This is a genomic window from Ramlibacter sp. (assembly GCF_028292805.1).
Lineage (GTDB): Bacteria > Pseudomonadota > Gammaproteobacteria > Burkholderiales > Burkholderiaceae_C > Ramlibacter.
On record NZ_JAQGLS010000206.1, the window covers coordinates 1 to 17,081 of the forward strand.

17 protein-coding genes and 1 tRNA gene are annotated in these 17,081 nt (G+C 69.2%); 10 read left to right on the top strand and 8 right to left on the bottom strand.

The window, feature by feature from the left end; translation table 11 throughout:
• Positions 1-292 (top strand): hypothetical protein (locus JWP65_RS12755; protein WP_299764263.1); only part of this gene is annotated, 292 nt, incomplete at its 5' end.
• A complete protein-coding gene (locus JWP65_RS12760) occupies positions 211-1,092 on the top strand; it encodes a carbamoyltransferase C-terminal domain-containing protein (protein ID WP_299764265.1) in 882 nt (293 codons plus the stop codon). The genes JWP65_RS12755 and JWP65_RS12760, both read left to right, overlap by 82 nt.
• On the opposite strand, the gene JWP65_RS12765 is transcribed toward JWP65_RS12760, so the two are convergent.
• Positions 1,093-1,542, bottom strand: coding sequence for a hypothetical protein (locus tag JWP65_RS12765; protein WP_299764267.1), 450 nt, complete (start codon positions 1,540-1,542; stop codon positions 1,093-1,095).
• A 210-nt stretch (positions 1,543-1,752) separates the two neighbouring features.
• Between JWP65_RS12765 and JWP65_RS12770 the strand changes: the two genes are divergently transcribed.
• Complete coding sequence (locus JWP65_RS12770) at positions 1,753-2,100, top strand: hypothetical protein (RefSeq protein WP_299764269.1); 348 nt, start codon at positions 1,753-1,755, stop codon at positions 2,098-2,100.
• A gap of 5 nt (positions 2,101-2,105) precedes the next feature.
• Here the strand turns inward: JWP65_RS12770 and boxA are convergent, their stop codons facing one another.
• The 3 genes from boxA to boxC are packed head-to-tail and all read right to left on the bottom strand — an operon-like array spanning position 2,106 to position 6,489.
• A complete protein-coding gene (boxA, locus tag JWP65_RS12775) occupies positions 2,106-3,383 on the bottom strand; it encodes a benzoyl-CoA 2,3-epoxidase subunit BoxA (protein WP_299764271.1) in 1,278 nt (425 codons plus the stop codon).
• Between the two features lie 13 nt (positions 3,384-3,396).
• Complete coding sequence (gene boxB / locus JWP65_RS12780) at positions 3,397-4,821, bottom strand: benzoyl-CoA 2,3-epoxidase subunit BoxB (protein WP_299764274.1); 1,425 nt, start codon at positions 4,819-4,821, stop codon at positions 3,397-3,399.
• Positions 4,822-4,830: 9 nt separating this feature from the next.
• Positions 4,831-6,489 (bottom strand): 2,3-epoxybenzoyl-CoA dihydrolase, encoded by a 1,659-nt coding sequence (boxC, locus tag JWP65_RS12785; protein WP_299764276.1) that lies wholly within the window; start codon positions 6,487-6,489, stop codon positions 4,831-4,833.
• A 478-nt stretch (positions 6,490-6,967) separates the two neighbouring features.
• Between boxC and JWP65_RS12790 the strand changes: the two genes are divergently transcribed.
• The 5 genes from JWP65_RS12790 (at position 6,968) to JWP65_RS12810 (ending at position 13,591) form a co-directional block, all read left to right on the top strand.
• Positions 6,968-7,147: a hypothetical protein gene (locus JWP65_RS12790; RefSeq protein ID WP_299764278.1), complete on the top strand. Its 180-nt coding sequence runs from the start codon at positions 6,968-6,970 to the stop codon at positions 7,145-7,147.
• 347 nt (positions 7,148-7,494) lie between these two features.
• Positions 7,495-7,785 (top strand): Pvc16 family protein, encoded by a 291-nt coding sequence (locus tag JWP65_RS12795; protein WP_299764322.1) that lies wholly within the window; start codon positions 7,495-7,497, stop codon positions 7,783-7,785.
• Positions 7,786-9,314: 1,529 nt separating this feature from the next.
• A complete protein-coding gene (locus tag JWP65_RS12800; RefSeq protein WP_299764280.1) occupies positions 9,315-11,252 on the top strand; it encodes a CHAT domain-containing protein in 1,938 nt (645 codons plus the stop codon).
• 11 nt (positions 11,253-11,263) lie between these two features.
• Positions 11,264-12,745, top strand: a complete 1,482-nt coding sequence (locus JWP65_RS12805) for a hypothetical protein (RefSeq protein WP_299764282.1) — start codon at positions 11,264-11,266, stop codon at positions 12,743-12,745.
• Positions 12,746-12,916: 171 nt separating this feature from the next.
• On the top strand, positions 12,917-13,591 hold the full coding sequence (locus JWP65_RS12810) for an SGNH/GDSL hydrolase family protein (protein WP_299764284.1): 675 nt from the start codon (positions 12,917-12,919) through the stop codon (positions 13,589-13,591).
• Between the two features lie 115 nt (positions 13,592-13,706).
• On the opposite strand, the gene JWP65_RS12815 is transcribed toward JWP65_RS12810, so the two are convergent.
• The gene (locus tag JWP65_RS12815) at positions 13,707-14,216 is read right to left on the bottom strand and encodes a GNAT family N-acetyltransferase (RefSeq protein ID WP_299764286.1); all 510 of its coding nucleotides are present in this window, start codon (positions 14,214-14,216) and stop codon (positions 13,707-13,709) included.
• A gap of 343 nt (positions 14,217-14,559) precedes the next feature.
• On the opposite strand from JWP65_RS12815, the gene JWP65_RS12820 reads away from it, so the two are divergent.
• Positions 14,560-14,754, top strand: a complete 195-nt coding sequence (locus tag JWP65_RS12820) for a hypothetical protein (RefSeq protein ID WP_299764288.1) — start codon at positions 14,560-14,562, stop codon at positions 14,752-14,754.
• 129 nt (positions 14,755-14,883) lie between these two features.
• On the opposite strand, the gene JWP65_RS12825 is transcribed toward JWP65_RS12820, so the two are convergent.
• A tRNA-Val gene (locus tag JWP65_RS12825) sits at positions 14,884-14,958 on the bottom strand.
• A 121-nt stretch (positions 14,959-15,079) separates the two neighbouring features.
• Positions 15,080-15,793 (bottom strand): DNA polymerase III subunit epsilon, encoded by a 714-nt coding sequence (gene dnaQ, locus JWP65_RS12830; RefSeq protein ID WP_299764290.1) that lies wholly within the window; start codon positions 15,791-15,793, stop codon positions 15,080-15,082.
• A 22-nt stretch (positions 15,794-15,815) separates the two neighbouring features.
• Here dnaQ and JWP65_RS12835 point away from each other — a divergent pair, with 22 nt between their 5' ends.
• Positions 15,816-16,571: an SDR family NAD(P)-dependent oxidoreductase gene (locus JWP65_RS12835; protein WP_299764291.1), complete on the top strand. Its 756-nt coding sequence runs from the start codon at positions 15,816-15,818 to the stop codon at positions 16,569-16,571.
• A 169-nt stretch (positions 16,572-16,740) separates the two neighbouring features.
• On the opposite strand, the gene fdx is transcribed toward JWP65_RS12835, so the two are convergent.
• A complete protein-coding gene (gene fdx / locus JWP65_RS12840) occupies positions 16,741-17,079 on the bottom strand; it encodes an ISC system 2Fe-2S type ferredoxin (RefSeq protein WP_299764292.1) in 339 nt (112 codons plus the stop codon).
• Positions 17,080-17,081 lie beyond the last annotated feature (2 nt).

The following is a 17,081-nucleotide window of genomic DNA, read 5'->3' on the forward strand; positions in this document are numbered from 1 at the left end:
CGGCGCGCTGGTGGCCCGGGGCCACGCGCGCAACGGCTCGATCGGCTGGGGCATGCGCGAGGCCGGCAAGCTGCTGGGCGTGCGCTACGGCCACTACAACGACATCGCCGGCAAGGTGATGGGACTGCAGGCCTACGGCACCGTGGACACGGGCTACCTGGCCTGGCTGGACCGGTTTTCGGCATCGAGCAACTCAAGGATCTGTGGTCGGTGGAGCACTGGCACGCCTGGCGCGGCGACGGCCTGGTCGGTGGCCACAGCCTGCTGGACTGGATCGCGACGGTGCACCTGAAGATGGGCCGGATGCTGGTGGCGTTTTTTCGCCGCCACGCCGAGCCTCACGAAACCGTCTCCTATTCCGGTGGGGTGGCGCAGAACGTGGTCTGGAATGCCATGCTGCGCCAGCACTTTCCCAACCTGGTCGTGCCGCCCCATGCCTGCGACGAGGGGCTGAGCCTGGGCGGCATCGAATGGCTGCGCCGGCTGCACGACCTGCCGGCCTTCACCTTGCCGGGCTTTCCGTTCGCCCAGTCCGACACCGCCGTGCCGCCGCCATCCGACGCCACCGTCGCCGCCGCGGCCGACCTGCTGGCGGCCGGCAAGGTGGTCGGCAAGGTGGTCGGCTGGTACCATGGCCACGGGGAGATCGGCCCGCGGGCGCTGGGCAACCGTTCGATCCTGATGGACCCGCGCCTGGCGGACGGCAAAGAGCGGCTCAACGCCGTCAAGCAGCGGGAGAACTACCGGCCATTCGGCGCCTCCGTCCTGCGCGAGCACCACGCCGGGCATTTCGATGGTGCGCCGGACGCCTTCATGCTGTTTTCCTGCCAGGTCCGCCGGCCTGGCGCCTTTCCGGCCATCACCCATGTCGACCTGAGTTGCCGGGTGCAGGCGGTGCAGGCCGCCAGCAATCCGGCCTTCGCCAGGCTGATGGAGCGCTTCCACGGCCTGACCGGCTGCCCGGTGCTGGCCAACACCAGCCTGAACCTGGCCGGCAAGCCGATCGCGGCCGCGCCCGACCACGCCAGGCAGCTGTTTTCCGAATCGAAGATCGACGCCATGGTGATCGGCGACGAGCTGCTGCTGCGGTGATCAGCTGACCGGGCGCCCGGCCGGCGGCATCATGTTGATGTTCAGAACCATCCGGTACTCGGCGTCGGTGCAGGAGGCGCCGGTGTGGCGCACCGATGCATCGAACAGCACGATGCGGTTGGCGGCGCTGGCCACCCGCTGGCCGTCTTCGAACAGCGTATAGCCGTTGTTGGTGTTCAGGTAATAGATCGCCGTGCTGGCACCCGGGCGGCGCACGTCGGTGTGCAGCCCGTACTCGACGGGGCGGCTGGCGCGGGCGGTGCGATTGAGCTTCACCCGCAGCAACGCGGTGGGCTGCAGCTTGTGGATCAGTGGTCGCAGCAGCGGGAAGTAGTGCGACTCGTGCAGCAGGCTGCCGCGATGCAGGTAAAAGCCATGCACCTGCTGCCGGTTGTCTTCGGGCGCCAGGTGCGCGCCGGCCGGCGGCGCAGCACCACGGTGCTGCCCCACGGGAAATCGGGGGCCAGCAAAGCCTCGCGCAGCGTCTGGAACGCCTCGGGCCTGAGGAAATTGTCGAGGACGAGCATGCGCTGGGCAACATACCAGAAGCGCGACGGCGCAACCAGCGCGCACAGCTCGGAGCGCACCTCCAGCATCAAGTGCAGGTAGTCCGAAACCGCAAGGCTCAGTTGCCAACTTGTTTGTTGTGGCACAGCGGCGATGTTCCTACTTGCGGGCAAGCCCACCACTTTCCGCAGGACCTCGATCAACCAGCCCTTCCTTCGTTGCACCCGCAGCGTGCTCGCCCTTGGCCTGCCCGCCGCGCTGGCCGGCGGCACTGCGCTGGCCAGCACCGGCCGCCAGGTGGCGGCCCAGGCCGAGAGCTGCGGCGTGCGCGCCGAGATCGACTACCGCAGCGGCCATGCGGTGCTGCTCGACACCCCGGCCGAACCCGCTTGGCGCGCGAAGTGGCGCTGGAGCTGGTGCGTGCCGACCGTGTGGTCTGCCGGTGGGCGCGGCGTATTGGGCGATGTTGACGAAGCGGCTCCTGGTGGACCGGACCGCTGACGGCGTCAGTAAGTCTCCAGGTGCAGCCGCGCCTCGCGCCGCAGCGCGGCGCCGATGGTGTCCCAGTCCAGGCCCGCGCCGCGGGCCACGTCGCGCAGCGTCATCACGACGCCCTCTTCCATGGCCTTCAGGCCGCACACGTAGAAGCAGGCGTCGGGATCGGCCAGCAGCGGCGCGAGGTCGGCCGCCCGCTCGCGCATCAGGTCCTGCACGTAGCGCCTGGGTTGGCCCGGCACCCGGCTGAACGCCAGGTTGATGTCGATGAAATCCCGCGGCAAGGTTTGCAGCGGGCCGAAGTACGGCAGTTCCTGCGGGGTGCGGGCGCCGAAGAACAGCATCAGCTTGCCACCCTCGAACTTGCCCGATTGCCGCAGGCGCCGCCGCCACTCGGTCATGGCCCGCATCGGCGCCGAGCCGGTGCCGGTGCAGATCATCACGATATGGCTCTTCGGATGGTTGGGCATCAGGAAGCTGGCGCCGAAGGGGCCGATCACCTGCACCCTGTCGCCCACCCGCAGATCGCACATGTAATTGCTCGCGACCCCGCGCACCGGCCGGCCGTGGTGGTCTTCCAGCACCCGCTTGATGGTCAGCGAGACGTTGTTGTAGCCGGGCCGCTCGCCGTTGCGCGGGCTGGCGATGCTGTACTGGCGAGGAAAATGTGGCTTGCCGCTGCCGTCCAGGCCGGGCGGCACGATGCCCAGGCTCTGCCCTTCCAGCACCGGGAACGGCATCGCGCCGAAATCCAGCACGATGTGGTGAGTGTCGTAGTCCGTGCCGACTTCGGTGACGCGGAAGTTGCCCGTGACGGTCGCGGTGATGAACTTGTCCGGCGCCTTCGGCCCGTACAGGTTGATGAAAGGATGGGCCGCCGACCACGGCGGCACGCCAGCGCCCCAGGCGGCGCTGCGAAAGGATTCGTCCACCGGCGACGCCGCCAGCGGCAGTTCCTGCGGCCGCGCGGCCTCCAGTTCAGCTGGCGTCGCGCCGGTCGCCGCCAGTTCGTCGGCGGGGAGTTCAGCTGGCAGCTCGTCCCAGCCCAGCTGCTCCTGGAGGCTGTAGGCCCGCACCCGCGGCACCATCCGCCAGTTGTCGATGCTGCCGGTGGGGCACGGCGAGATGCAGTCCATGCACAGATTGCACTTGTCGGCCGCCACCACGTAGTTGCGGTCGTCGTGCGTGATCGCGCCCACCGGGCAGACCGACTCGCAGGTGTTGCACCGGATGCAGATCTGCGGGTCGATCAGGTGCTGCTTGAGGAACGTGATGTCGGACTGGTCCATGGCCTGGGGCTTTTCAACCGAAGCGCACGTACTCGAAGTCGGCCGGCTGGCGGTTGACGCCGACGGCCGGCGGCGCGATCCAGTTGGCGAACTTGCCCGGCTCGACCACGCGGCCCATCAGGCTACCCACGAAGGCGCGGTCTTGCGCCGTCGGCAGCCATTCGCCGACCTTGGCCTGCCATTCGGCTGCGCTGACGACGCGGCCTTCGGGCGCCACCTTCAGGCCGGCCAGCCCGCCGATGTTGCGGTGGAAGGCCTTGTGCGGCACCTTCAGCCGGAACGGGATGGCGGCCTTGTCGATCACCTTGTTCCAGCGCTCGACGCCGGCCACGCTGTCCTTGATGTAGTCGTCGCGCAGCACCTCGTTCAGGGCGTTGAGCATCGGCACTTCCTTCTCGACCAGCGCGCCGTCCCTGGCCTGCAGGATGCGGTAGCTCTGGCCCTTGAGCTGGTGGTCGTCGTTGCGCTTGCCTTCTTCGTAGCGGCCCTTCAGGCCGGTGGAGTAGAAGGTCGCCGCGTTGCTGCTCTCGTCGGCGCCGAACAGGTCGACGGTGACGCTGAAGTGGAAGTTCAGGTAGCGCTGCAGCGTAGCCAGGTCGACCACGCCGGCTTCGCGCAGCTTCTTCGGGTCGTCGGTCTTGAGCTCGTTCATCACCTGGCAGGTGCGCTGGATCACCCGGCTGATGCCGCTCTCGCCCACGAACATGTGGTGGGCTTCCTCGGTCAGCATGAACTTGGTGGTGCGCGCCAGCGGGTCGAACGCGCTCTCCGACAGCGCGGCCAGCTGGAACTTGCCGTCGCGGTCGGTGAAGTAGGTGAACATGAAGAACGACAGCCAGTCGGGCGTCGGCTCGTTGAAGGCCTGCAGGATGCGCGGGTTGTCTTCCTGCCCGCTGCGGCGTTCCAGCAGCGCCTCGCCCTCCTCGCGGCCGTCGCGGCCGAAGTACTTGTGCAGCAGGTACACCATGGCCCACAGGTGGCGGCCCTCCTCCACGTTGACCTGGAACAGGTTGCGCAGGTCGTACTGGCTGGGCGCGGTCAGCCCCAGGTGGCGCTGCTGCTCGACCGAGGCCGGCTCGGTGTCGCCCTGGGTCACGATGATGCGGCGCAGGTTGGCGCGGTATTCGCCGGGCACGTCCTGCCAGGGCTTGTCGCCCTTGTGGTCGCCGAACTGGATGTCGCGCTCGGTGCCCGGGTTCAGGAAGATGCCCCAGCGGTAGTCGGGCATCTTCACGTGACCGAACTGCGCCCAGCCTTGCGGGTCGACGCTGACCGCGGTGCGCAGGTAGACGTCGAAGTTCTGCGAGCCTTCCGGACCCATGTCGCCCCACCAGTCCAGGAAGCTGGGCTGCCACTGCTCCAGCGCGCGCTTGAGCGTGCGGTCTTGCTCCAGGTTCACGTTGTTGGGGATTTTCTCGCTGTAGTTGATCGTGGACATGGTGTCTCCTTAAACCCGGTTCCAGTCGAACGCCGCGCGTTCACCCTTGCCATAGACCTTGAGCGCGCCCTTGTCGCCGACGGCGTTGGGCCGCTGGAAGATCCAGTTCTGCCAGGCGGTCAGACGCCCGAAGATGCGGGTGAACATGTTCTCCGGCCCGTTGAAGCGAAGGTTGGCCTCCAGGCCGGTCAGCGCATCCGGGCTCATCGCCACCCGCTCCTCGATCGCCAGCCGCGTCTCGTCGGCCCAGTCGATGTCGTCGGGATTGCTGGTGACCAGGCCCAGCGCGAAGGCCGCGTCGGCATCCAGCGGCTGGCCCGCCTTGGCCCGCACGGCTTGCATCGCCGGCTGTTCGTCATAGAAGCGGCGCTGCAGCCGCGATTGCCCGGTGACCATGGGGAACAGGCCGAAGTTCGCCTCGGCCACGGTGATCTTGGGCGCCCCGGCTTCGTCGTCGGGCAAGGCCAGGTGGTAGCTGCGGTCGCAGGCCAGCGCCAGTTCCAGCAGGCTGCCGGCAAAGCACGAGCCGGACTCGATCAGCGCGAACAGGCTGCGCGAGGACACGTCGAGCCGGCTGAAGGTGCGGCGCAGGTACCCGATGGTTTCGCGCACCAGCCAGTGGGACTGGTGGGCCAGCAAGGTGGCGTCGCTGGCCAGCACCGCGGCAGCGTCGCCTTCGGTCTTGAGCAGCCAGGTGCCGATTTCCAGTTCGTTGGTGCGCATGGACAGGATCGCATCCTCCAGTTCACGGGCCAGGGCCAGCGGGTACCAGGCGACACCAGCCGCCTCGATGCCGGCGAGGTCGGCGGGCTGGGCGCCGCTCGGGCCCTTGACGGTGAAGGTGGCCACGCGCCGGGCGCGGTCGATCTCCACGCTGACGTGGCGATAACGCAGCGCGTGCGCTTCGTCGGTGCGCCGCAGCGGCGTCAGCTGCACGCCCTTGCCGTCGGCGGGGCGGTCGCTTTGCTGCGCCAGTTGCAGCGCGCGCTCCTGCACCTTGGCAGCGAACTGCGCCGGCTTGGCGATCTCGTCGACCAGCCGCCAGTCCTTGGCCTTCTGGCCGCGCACGCCTTCGGCGGTGGTGCAGAAGATGTCGGCCAGGTCGTGCCGCACGTGGCGCTTGTCGGTCACGCGGGTCAGCCCGCCGGTGCCGGGCAGCACGCCCAAGAGCGGCACCTCGGGCAGCGAGACGGACGAGGATCGGTCGTCCACCAGCAGGATCTCGTCGCAGGCCAGCGCCAGCTCGTAGCCGCCGCCGGCGCAGGCGCCGTTGACGGCCGCCAGGAACTTCAGACCGCTGTTGCTGGAGGAGTCTTCGAAGCCGTTGCGCGTCTCGTTGGTGAACTTGCAGCAGTTCACCTTCCACGCGTGGCTGGAAACGCCGAGCATGAAGATGTTGGCGCCCGAGCAGAACACCTTCTCCCTGGCGCTGGTCAGGATCACGGTGCGCACTTGCGGGTGCTCGAAGCGGATGCGGTTGATGGCGTCGTTCAGCTCGATGTCCACGCCCAGGTCGTAGCTGTTCAGCTTGAGCTTGTAGCCGGGACGCAGGCCGGCGTTCTCGTCGAAGTCGGCGCTGAGGGTGGCGACCGGGCCTTCGAACCGCAGCTTCCAGTGACGGTAGGCAGAGGGTTCGGTCCGGTAATCGACGGGAGCGGGCTGGGTCACGGGCGTCTCCTTGGCGGAAATAAAGTGCATTTGCTGACGGAGACGTGCAGCATAGTGCATTTACGTTCGGACTTCAAGAAAAATGCGCTGTGTTGCATGGGTCGCTCTGCCGCAACCGCGGATCGACGCCTACAGAAGGCGACAGTTTCATTTGGGATGCAGCATACTGCAGCTTCCGCCAGCCCGACCTCGTCCACAGTCTCGGCACGCGTCCTGCGCGTCCCGGGCAAATAAATCCGGCCCCCCTGACAAAAGCGTCCCACCGGCGTACACGGGGACACAAGCCCCGGCTCGCCCCCGCCGGCACGTGGACTCAGGACAAAATTCACCCGGGTGCCGCCCGGGACGCGAGCGCCTTGCCTTGCGAATCAAGCACTTGCCACGACGGCGGGGCTGGTACGGGACTTGCGGCTTCCGCCCGCGACAAGCTCACACGGCGAGGAACAGCGTCCCCGCGTCGCAAGCAGCGGCACGCGCATTGGCTCGGTACCTGCGCGAGAACCCGCATGCCAGCGATTCGGCCGGCGGGGTCCGCATTTGGTGGCTTCCGCTGGACCTGGCGATCACGGCCGACGAACTGCACGAGGCATTGACCTGGATGAAGCAACAAGGACTGATAGCAGAAACGCAGGCGGCCGATGGCCGGGTGCGCATTTGACGCATCGGCACCGATGCCCAGTTCGATGCGGTCGCCGGAGAGTGATGCCATGGCGAACCACCGGGCCATCGCCGCCACCAGCAACGCCCTTGCCGGCCTGATCCGCGACCGCTACCCGCGCGCGGAGTTCGGCTCCGGGCTGGAGATCAGGCTGTACCAGACGCGCGATTTCGAGTCGCCCATGCAGGACGGCTTCTCGGTGTACCTGTACCGCGTGGCCATCAGCGGCGTCATCCGCAACATGACCCTGCGCCGCTCGGCGGACGGCGCCGCTTCCGGCCCTCCTTGCCGCTGGACCTGCAGTACATGGTCACGCCCTGGGCGCCCGACGTCGAGCGGCGGCACCGCTGCTCGGCTGGGTCATGCGGATGACGGAAGACACCGGCGCACTGAGCGCCGGCCATCTCAACCACTATCTTCCGGAGACTGACACCTTCCAGCCGCACCAAGGCATCGAGCTGATCTGCGACCTGCTGTCGCTCTCGGACTACCTGACGTTATGGGACCGCCTGCGGCCTCGGCTGCCGGCGTCGGCCACCTACACGCTGCCCATGGTCCCGATCGATTCGGAAGTGCACATCGACGAAGGACCACCCGTGCAGACGCGCCGCTTCGACGCGGGACAGGTGGTGGCATGACCGGCGTCCGCGTCCTGGAACGGGTCTCGCGCCATGCCGCCCTGGGCCTCCGCTTCTGGGACGTCGCCGGGGCCGCCTCGAACGTCGAAGGCCTGGACGTCACGGTCCACCCCCGCGCCAACCCGCACGCCCGCGCCCTCGCCCTCGCCCTGCCCAATCGCAGCGGGCATCTACCTGGCCCACGCCGTGCCCAACCTGCGCGACTTCGAGTACGCCGACCTGGCGCCCGAAGCCTTGTGGTCCACCGCGTTGCGCCCGTATCGCATCACCGTGGGGACCCGCACGGGCGCTTCCTCCCCATGGCTTTCGACGCCGACCTGCCGGCGCGCGGCCTGCTCACCTGGCTGGCGCCGTGGACCCCGCCGCCGCAACCGATCGTGCTGCCGACCGAAGAAGGCTCGCTGCCGCCCTGGCTGCTGCAGCGGGTGCCGCTTTTTTCCGCGCCCGCCCGGCCGCTGCCGGACGGGCAGCGCACGCCGTGGTGGGCGCAGCAGACCGACGCCGAATTCTGCCGACGCCATCCACGTCGGCTGGGTCCCGCGCGAGGCGCAAGAGCTGATTCCCGGCGATCCGCAGGCGCTGCCCACGCCGCTGCACTGGACGCAGCACCGGGGCGCGTGCGCGGCGCCGGTGGCGGACCGCCTCGACGGCCCCGACTTCGGCGCCTTCATCGACTGCGCCACGCGGGTGCTGCAGGTGCCCGTCCTCGCCGGTGCCCCCGGCGCTTACTGCTTGGCCTGGAGCGATGATGAGCCGAATGCGCGACTTCGACGGCGCCAGCCGCCCGGGCGGGCCCCTCCTTCTAGCTTGAACAGCCGGCAAATGCTAGACCTTTTCAGCGACCGCCGCCGTCCTTCCTTTTCGTACGCGGCGGCGCATTCTGTAAGGGTTCGCCGCCGGTCGCGGCGCTCCCGGGAGATCACGCGCCAAGACTGGTGCGTGCGTTTGTCATCTGCGGCGCGCGCCGCATCGCGACGCCTCGCACGCTGTCGCCCTGCCGCCGACGTGCCCGAGCGCCTGCAGCGCCACCTGGACGGCGACGCTCACCATCCACCTGCTGCGCACGCCGCCGCGACGACGCCGAGGCCGCTGCCGAGCGCGAGCGCCACACCACGGATCGCACCGGCGAACTCTGGCCGCTGCTGATGGCGCCGGTGCAGGCCCTCCCGAAGCGCTCGGCCTGGGCGAGGAGACGCCTGTCCCGCTTGTCCCGCAGGCGCGCTGGCGCTGCTGCCGATTTCTCGAAGGGCAGCGCCGCCCGCGTCGTCGGTGCGGTGGTCAGTCAACGACGCGTCGAAGGCACGCCTGTTCGCATCTTTCTATCGCGCCCACCTGGAGGACCGGCTGCGCGACGCCACGGTCGAGCCGCTCGGGCTGGCTCTGGGGTGGCAGGCGCGTATCTCGCCTCGCTTGGGGATGCGCCCGATCCCCATGCCCACGACATGATGCGCTGGTGCCGGGCCAATCCGCAGGCCCGCCCGTATGCGTCGCCCTGGCACTGGGCGGCGTTCGTGTTCAACGGAGGCTGAATGAGCATCGCGTTCGCCAACCCCACGGCCGTCGCGCTCGGCCGGGTCATGTCCCGGTCGTTCGTGGTCGTCAACAGCCACTGGACCGGCGCGCAGGCCTTGTCTTTCCTGCGCGGCGTGCGCACCTCGCACGTCGTGATCCTGCGCGTCGAGGACGAAGGCCGGCGCTACCTGTACCTGCACTCGCGCGGCGATCTGCAGAAGATGCTGAGGGCGCGCGGCGCGCACCAGACGGTGCGCGAGGCGCTCGATCTGCACGAACACATGGCCGTCGAGCAGTGCGACACCGCCTGCGCTGCAGACAGCGCGCCGCCAGTCGCGGTGGTGACCGACGGCGCGGCGATCGTCGGCTTCGTCGACTCGCGCAGCGCGCCCGGCGGGGGCGCGCAGGTGCGCTCGTTCGACCTGGGGCTCGCCGGTCTCACCGGCGGGTTGCCGGGCATTATTCGGGGGCTCCAGAGGCTCAAGCCGTTCCGCGCCTACCCGGCGCTGACGGCACCCGAGGTCGCGGTTGCCCAGGTGGCGTTCGACGTGTTCGTCGGCTTCCGCTCGACACCCGATCCGGTGCTCGGCGACGCCAAGCAGATCGAAGTCCCCGCGCCCGACCCCGACAAGCAATGCCTGGTGCTGCTCAGCGGCGATGGCGTGACGCTGGACCGCGAGCACGACCTGATCGCGCTGCGCAACGACGTCGTCGTGCGCTTCACCGGCACCTTGCGGCCCGGGGTGGAGGTCGGCAGCGTCAAGGTGCACTACGTCTATGACCAGCAGGTGATCGGCGGGGCGCGGCGCGAGATCCGCTCGATCGCGGCCGCCCTGCCGGTCGCGGCCCAAGCGCACCCTACACCTTGCCGCATGAGCCTGCCCGAGGCCGGCGCCGCGGTCGACCTGACCGTCAGCGTGACCCACCTGAACGACGGCACGCTCGAATGGCGCTTCATCGCGCCGGCCTGCAGCCGGCACGACACCACCTTGAAGCTGAACACGCGCCTGTCCGGCACGTCGGAGTTCGCCGCCGGCCTGATGCGTGACCTGCGGGCGGTGAAGTTCCGCGGCCCGTTCGGGCGCAACGTGCTCGAGAACGTTGGGCGCGACGTCGCGGGGCTGATCCCGCCGCTGTTCTTCGAAATCCTCGCCGCCGTGCACGCCGCGCTCGGCCGCACGCCGACGCTCCTGTGGCTCACCGACGAGGCTTACGTGCCCTGGGAACTCGCCCTGCTGCCCGCGCCGCTGGACCCCGGCGCGCCGCCTTTCCTCGCCGCCCAGACGCGCATGGGGCGCTGGCTGGACGACGAGCAGGTCATGCTGCCTCCGCCCCGCGCGCTCGAAGTGCAGCGCGTCAGCGTGGTCGCCTCGAAGTACGGCCTCGCCGCAGGCCAGCGCGAGCTGACCCACGCCATCGCCGAGCGCACGAAGTTGTGCGACGAATGGCAGGGGCAGCCGTTCGAGGCGACCGCCGACGACCTCGTCACGCTGGCGAGCGGCGCCAAGCTCGCGGGACACCTGGTCCACCTCGCCGTGCACGGGTTCAGCGACCCGATGGCGAACGCGCAGTCGCTGCTGCTGGCCGACAAGAGCGAGTTGCCGGCCAGCGCGCTGGCCGGCGGCCACAACTGCGGAGAGCCGCCGCGCTTCGCGTTCGTCTTCCTCAACGCCTGCCAGGTCGGCACGCCCGGGCGTTCGCTCGGCCAGGCCGGTGGCTTCCCCGGCGCGCTGCTGCGCGGCGGCGCCAACGGCGTCATCGCGCCGCTATGGGACGTGGACGATTCGATGGCGTTCGCGGTGGCGCAGGATTTCTACGAGCGCGTGTTCCGCGACGGCAGCAGCGTCGCGGCCGCGCTGCAGGCCCGCCGTCGCTGCTACGACGGCGACGCGACCACGCCGGTTGCCTACATCTACTACGGCCACCCGGCGCTTGCGCTGCGGCGCGCCGCCTGAAGGAGCGCACGATGGGTCGACAGACGCAGCTCACAGGGTCCCCGGCGTGGATCGAGATCGCAGCGGGCGGCTACGCGCTGCGCGCCCCGGCGCTGCGTGGCACGGTGCGGGAGATGGAGGCGCAGCAGAACGCGTCGCGTTCGTGCGGCGGCACGCTGGAGGCGCCGCTGATGGAGGCGCTCGCGCGTGCCGACGTGACGGCGGTGAAGGTCTTCGAGATCAAGCCGCAGGCGATCGACCCCGCGCCGGCGGACGGCACCCGCGCCGGAGGCCTCAGCATGCAAGACGGGGCGCCGGCGATGCTGCTGCGCGTGCCCCCGCTCGGGGCGGACGTGGAGCATGCCGTGCTCTACACCGACGAAGCCGGCGTGTCGCGCTGGATCTTCCCGGTCGAGCCGCCGGTGCGTGCCGACGCGGCGAGCGGGCCCGAGTTTCTGCTGCCGCGCAACGCCGCGCCGGTCTCGCCCGGGCGGGATCCAGACACGCGCGGCCCGCTGACCAAGCTGGGCCGGCGCCTGGTGCGGGTGCTGGCCTGGGCCACCGAAGACATCCTGGGCAAGGGCGCGCTCGCCGTCGCCACCGCCTGGGAACGCGGCCGCCGCCCGTACGCGCTGCGACGCTTTCCGCTCGACGATTCGCGGCCGATCGACTGGGCGGCGCTGCAAGGCGGGCTGGCGCTGCTGCTGGTCCACGGCACCTTCAGCAGCGCCGCGGGGGCGTTCGCGCTGCTGCCGTCCGACACAGTCGAGGCGCTGGGCCGCCTCTACGGCGGGCGCATGTTCGCCTTCGACCACCCGAGCCTGCACCACTCGCCCGCCGACAACGTCACGCAGCTGCTGGCGATGCTGCCGCCCGGCACCGACCTCCAGGTCGACGTGGTCACGCACAGCCGCGGCGCCCTGGTCGCGCGCCAGCTGATCGGCCACCAGCCCGCCGCGGCGCGCCTGCGCGTGCGCCGCGCCGTCTTTGTCGGGGCGCCGCACCGAGGCACGGTGCTGGCGGACAGCGACCACGGCATCGACATGCTCGACCGCTACACGAACCTGTTCACGGACTTGCCCGACGACGCATTCACCCTCGGCGCCGAGGCGCTCTTCGCGCTCGCCAAGCTGGCCTACCACGGTGCCGTACGCGGCCTGCCGGGACTCAGCAGCATGCACCCCGAGGACTCCTCGCTCGACAGGCTGAACGGCATCGCGGTCCAGGCCGCGGCCTTCCACGCGATCGCGGCCGACTTCAAGCCCGTGGGCAGCAGCTTGCTCGCCCGCTTCGGCTGGAAAGTGGCCGATGCGCTGGTGGACGGCGTTTTTGGCGAAGGCAACGACGGGGTCGTGCCCACCGCGGGCGGCTACGAGTTGCGGCGGGCGGCGGCCGGCTTTCCGATCGGCGACGCCCAGCGTCTTGTCTACACGCAGGCCGACGGCATGCACCACCTGAACTTTTTCGCCGATCCCCGCACCGGCCAGAGCCTGCTCGGGTGGCTGGCGCGATAGGGCTGGCGCAAAAGCGTGGCGCTCACCGGTCGCAGTGCCGTTCCCGGCCTCTGCCGCCGCCGACGTCCTCCTGCGCCATGCACTGACGCCGCTCCGCTGCGCAGCGCGCCAAGCTTGCAGCGAGGTAAGCGCATGACTGCTTCGACCAGCACCCACCGCCGGTTCTTCATCTTGTCCGCAGCCGCGCTGGCGGCGGGCGCGGGCCATGGCGCCACGCCGGCCGAGCCACTGCTTGTCCATACCTTCGGCGACTCGATCCTGGACTGTGGCCGCTACAACGAACACGGCGTGCATCCCGGCCAACTCCTGGTGCGCAACGACGACGGGTTGTTCCCGGAGTTCCGCGGTCTCGACCTGCAGGCACGCAACGCGCGCCTGCAGCATCGGGCCGTGGATGGAGCGACGGTCGACGGCCTGCCAGCCCAGGCGCGAGGCTTGCAGCGGCCGACGGGCCCCGCCGTAGCACTGCTCACGGTGGGAGGCAACGACCTGCTGCGCGGCCTCGCCGCGGACACCGGGCCTGGCCTGCGTGCTTTCGCGCAGAAGCTGGAGGCGTTTTTGCGCGCCCTGCCGATCCGACCGGTGCTGCTGGGCACGGTCTATGACCCGACTTTCGGCGACGACCGCCGCAATTTCCTTGGCGTGGAGCCGCGCATCGCGCGCGCCAACCACCGCAGGGTCAACGACGTCATCGCGCAAGCAGCGTCGCGCCACGGCGCGCTGGCGGACCTGCACGCGCACTTCCTGCACGGCGATCCGTCCTGGTACGCGTACACCATCGAGCCCAGCCTGCGCGGCGCGTCGGAGGTGCGGCGGGTGTTCTTGCCGCTGTTGCGCAACCGCTGACGCGAGGCCAGCCTTTGCCATCTGCAACTGCGGGCCACACCTGGTAGGCGAGCACGCCCATGATCTTTACCGCGGAAGCGGCGGCGCGCAGTGTGAGCCGGCGTGCGGCGCAAAGTCAACTGCTGGCAATCCCGGTCGAGCTGCTGAAACACTGGACAGAGGCAAGCCAGGAACCCGGATCGAGTTCATGTTCCACGAACCGGCCGCCGGTGTACTCGCCGATCACCTTGCGCCAGAAACTTGCGCGCCGTGGTTGCCGCGCATTTGGCCAACCTCCCATGGGCCGGGCAGCGCCTCGAACACCGACCGGGCCAGCGCGGCCGACGCCGGCGCGGCGGTACTTCTTCAGCACGAAGAACTGGTCCATCCAGTGTCCGCTGCTGCCCACCCGCAGCGCCGCATCCACCAGGGCGAAGCCCGCAAGCTGTCCGTTCACCGTGACGATGAACGGGTGGCAGTCGTCACGGCTCCAGTAGCGGCCCAGCGGATACCCATATTCGCCACGCGCGTCGAGGTCCTGCAGCCAGAGGTCCGACAGCTCGTACTGGTAGAGCTCCAGCATGCGCGCGAGCAGTGGCCGATCCTGCGGCAGCCCACGCCGCACGACGACAGCGACCGCCGCCATCCGCCAACTCAGTCCTTGCGTCGGCGCCGGGGACGTCCGCGCCATCGGACGCCGGCGTGCCCCGTGGCTCGGCGCCCTGCGCGGCGCCTGCCGGCTTGTCGAGTTCGCTGCCCTGGTGCTCGCGGTCCAGCTTCTCTCGCTCCTGCTGCGTCTTGCTGGAGCCGCTGTTCGCGCCCCTACCCATGCGGCTCAGAATGTCCATCGCGTTCTCCTGCGAACCTGGAAGACTGCAACCCTATCGCAATCGCGCCTTCCGGTGCGTCGGGCCAGCGCGGTGGCCGCCATCCGCAATGCCCGGCACCTCTACGGTATGCTGAGGGCCCCCGTGGGAGGACAACACGACATGCCAAAGCTGCTCGACCTTCTTCGCTCAACCATTCGACGGGAACGCGAGTGGGCAAAGACGCGCGTCGACCATGGAGATTCCACCATGGCGGGCCAGGATGATGCCGCATTGGACTTCCCGGCCACGTGCCCGGATTTCGGCACTCCGGTCGGAACCGAGGATGAAACGATCCCCGGTCATCTCCTGCCCTAGCTGCCGTCCGCGGCTGGCTCCTGAAATGCGTTTGCCAAAGTAGCCGTCAATGAGTCCGCTCAGGGAACGATCGGAAGCCTTGAGAATTGAAAAGGCCCCGTAAATCAGAGACTTACGAGGCCTTGGGATTGGTGGGTGATGCAGGGTTTGAACCTGCGACCCCTGCCGTGTGAAGGCAGTGCTCTACCGCTGAGCTAATCACCCGTCTTGCGAGGCAGTGGCCCCGCAGGAAAGCCTCGAATTATGCCACAACGTTTGCAGGGGTTCCCTGCCGGCGGCACTCAGTGCATCGGCGCGACCGGGCCCGGCTGCCGACCGGCGCAACTCAGCCGGCCGGCATGCCCGCGACCCGCCACACCGTCTTGCCCCCACTAGCCTTGTCCAGCTGCTTGAGCACGTCTTCGTGCGCCGCCAGCTCCTGATCGTTGGCCAGCAGCACCGGCAGCGTGAACTGGCGCAGGTCGATCCGGGTCGTGATGCCCGCCACCGTGTTGGCGTCGGCCTCGTCGATCAGCAGCGCGTCCTGGCCGCGCGTGAGGTTGATGTAGACGTCGGCCAGCAGTTCGGCGTCGAGCAGCGCGCCGTGCAGCGTGCGGCTGGAGTTGTCCACGCCCAGCCGGTCGCACAGCGCATCCAGGCTGTTGCGCTTGCCGGGATACATCTCCTTGGCCATCGCCAGCGTATCGGTGACCTTGCCGACCCGGCGAGTGAAGGCCGGCCGCCCCATCAGCTCCAGTTCCTTGTTCAGAAAGCTGACGTCGAAGGCGGCGTTGTGGATGATGATTTCGGCGCCGGCCACGTACTCCAGCAGTTCCTCGGCGATGGCCATGAACTTCGGCTTGTCGCGCAGGAACTCGTTGCTGATCCCGTGCACCTTCAGCGCATCTTCATGGCTGTCGCGCTCGGGATTGAGGTACCAATGCTTGTTGTTGCCGGTCAGCTTGCGGGCCACCAGCTCCACGCAGCCAATTTCGATGATCCGGTCGCCGGCTTCGGCCGACAGGCCCGTGGTTTCGGTGTCGAGGACGATCTGGCGCATGCCCGGGATTATGCTTGAGGGCATGTTCCAGCTCACCGGCAAGATCGCTCTCGTCACCGGCGGCAACGGCGGCATCGGCCTGGGCATGGCCAAGGGCCTGGCCCAGGCCGGCGCCACCGTGCTGGTGGTGGGCCGCAATGCGGACAAGTCGGCGGCGGCGCTGGCGGAACTGCGGGCGCAGGACGTCCCCAGCCAGTGCTTCGCCACCGACGTCGCCGACGAAGCCGCCGTCGCGGAGTTGTTCTCGAAAGTCGCCGCCCGCCACGGCCGCATCGACATCCTGGTGAACAACGCCGGCACCACGGTGCGCAAGTCGCCCGAGCAGCTGACCCTGGACGAATGGCGGCAGGTGCTGGACGTCAACCTCACCAGCGCCTTCCTTTGCTGCCGCGCCGCGCATCCCCTGATGCAGGCGGCGGGCGGCGGCAAGATCATCAACATCGGCTCGATGATGTCGATCTTCGGCGCGCCCTACGCCTCGGCCTACGGCGCCAGCAAGGGCGGCATCGTGCAGTTCACGCGCTCCATCGCCACCGCCTGGGCCAAGGACAACATCCAGGCCAACGCGGTGCTGCCTGGCTGGATCGACACGGAGCTCACGCGCGGCGCCCGCGAGCAGGTGGCCGGCCTGAACGAGCGCGTGCTGGCGCGCACGCCGGCCGGCCGCTGGGGCGCGCCTGGCGACCTGGCCGGCATCGCCGTGTTCCTGGCGAGCAGCGCCAGCGACTTTGTCACCGGCACTGCGATCCCGGTCGACGGCGGCTACTCGATCTCCTGAAAGCGCCGCGACCCGCCTCAGCTGTTGGCGCCGGGCAAGCGCCACCAAGACTGATGACTTCCTGCTTGCCCCGCTGGGCAAGGTCGGGACGGGGGCGCCGCGGGCCCGACGCAGCTCCGGGGCTGCCCCCCACCTCAGCCCTGCGCCGGAGGGCGAGGGAGCGGGATAGTCAGTGCACTTCCTTGGCGTGGTTGATCGAGTACTTGGGGATCTCCACCACCAGATCCTTTTGCGCCACGATCGCCTGGCACGACAGCCGCGAGTTGGGCTCCAGGCCCCAGGCGCGATCGAGCAGGTCTTCCTCGCTCTCGTCCATCTCGTTGAGCGAGGCGAAGCCTTCGCGCACGATCACGTGGCAGGTGGTGCAGGCGCAGCTCATGTCGCAGGCGTGCTCGATGGCGATGCCGTGGTCCAGCAGTGCCTCGCAGACGGAAGTGCCGGCCGGCGCCTCCACCTGCGCGCCTTGCGGGCAGTATTCGGGATGGGGCAGGATCTTGATGATGGCCATGG